Raw genomic sequence first — 1,577 nt, 5'->3', positions numbered from 1 at the left:
TGTTACTGAACAACTCGTGTGTTGTTTCAGATATTGCACAGTGGACGCGTAGCTTCTTTGTGGTAAGTCCTCGGCCTATTAGTACCAGTCACCTGCATCGGTTACCCGACTTCCAGTTCTGGCCTATCAACCCGGTGGTCTGCCGGGGGCCTTACCCCCTCGAGGGGGTGAGAAACCTCATCTTGGAACAGGCTTCCCGCTTAGATGCTTTCAGCGGTTATCCCTTCCGAACGTAGCCAACCAGCGGTGCTCCTGGTGGAACAACTGGCACACCAGAGGTTCGTCCGTCCCGGTCCTCTCGTACTAGGGACAGCCTTCCTCAAGTTTCTTACGCGCGCGGCGGATAGAGACCGAACTGTCTCACGACGTTCTAAACCCAGCTCGCGTGCCGCTTTAATGGGCGAACAGCCCAACCCTTGGGACCTACTCCAGCCCCAGGATGCGACGAGCCGACATCGAGGTGCCAAACCATCCCGTCGATATGGACTCTTGGGGAAGATCAGCCTGTTATCCCCGGGGTACCTTTTATCCGTTGAGCGACACCGCTTCCACTTGCCGGTGCCGGATCACTAGTCCCGACTTTCGTCCCTGCTCGACTTGTCAGTCTCACAGTCAAGCTCCCTTGTGCACTTGCACTCGACACCTGATTGCCAACCAGGCTGAGGGAACCTTTGGGCGCCTCCGTTACATTTTAGGAGGCAACCGCCCCAGTTAAACTACCCACCAGGCACTGTCCCTGAACCAGATCATGGTCCGAGGTTGAGGTATCCAATACGATCAGAGTGGTATTTCAACAACGACTCCACAGTAACTGGCGTCACCGCTTCACAGTCTCCCACCTATCCTACACAAACCGAACCGAACACCAATACCAAGCTGTAGTGAAGGTCCCGGGGTCTTTTCGTCCTGCCGCGCGTAACGAGCATCTTTACTCGTAATGCAATTTCGCCGAGTCTATGGTTGAGACAGCTGAGAAGTCGTTACGCCATTCGTGCAGGTCGGAACTTACCCGACAAGGAATTTCGCTACCTTAGGATGGTTATAGTTACCACCGCCGTTTACTGGGGCTTAAATTCTCAGCTTCGCCATTGCTGGCTAACCGGTCCTCTTAACCTTCCAGCACCGGGCAGGCGTCAGTCCGTATACATCGTCTTACGACTTCGCACGGACCTGTGTTTTTAGTAAACAGTCGCTTCTCACTGGTCTCTGCGGCCCACACCAGCTCACACTGCAAGAGTGATCACCGGCAGGGGCCCCCCTTCTCCCGAAGTTACGGGGGCATTTTGCCGAGTTCCTTAACCATAGTTATCTCGATCGCCTTAGTATTCTCTACCTGACCACCTGTGTCGGTTTGGGGTACGGGCCGTGTAACAACTCACTAGAGGCTTTTCTCGGCAGCATAGGATCACTGAATTCGCCTCAATCGGCTACGCATCACCTCTCAGGCTGTGTGAACGGCGGATTTGCCTACCGTTCGCCCTACAGGCTTACACCAGTACAACCACTGACTGGCCCAGCTACCTTCCTGCGTCACCCCATCGCTTGGCTACTACCAGATCAGGTCCCACGCATCCACC

Annotated in this window: 1 rRNA gene; it reads right to left on the bottom strand. The window is 55.0% G+C overall.

What is annotated here, in order from left to right:
- Positions 1–58: 58 nt before the first annotated feature.
- Positions 59–1,577 (bottom strand): 23S ribosomal RNA (locus O4220_RS27680); the annotation flags it as partial.

This window comes from Rhodococcus ruber (genome assembly GCF_027270735.1).
Taxonomy (GTDB): domain Bacteria; phylum Actinomycetota; class Actinomycetes; order Mycobacteriales; family Mycobacteriaceae; genus Rhodococcoides; species Rhodococcoides rubrum_A.
Note: the sequence above shows the minus strand (reverse complement) of the source record. Positions and strands in the feature narration are given on the sequence as shown.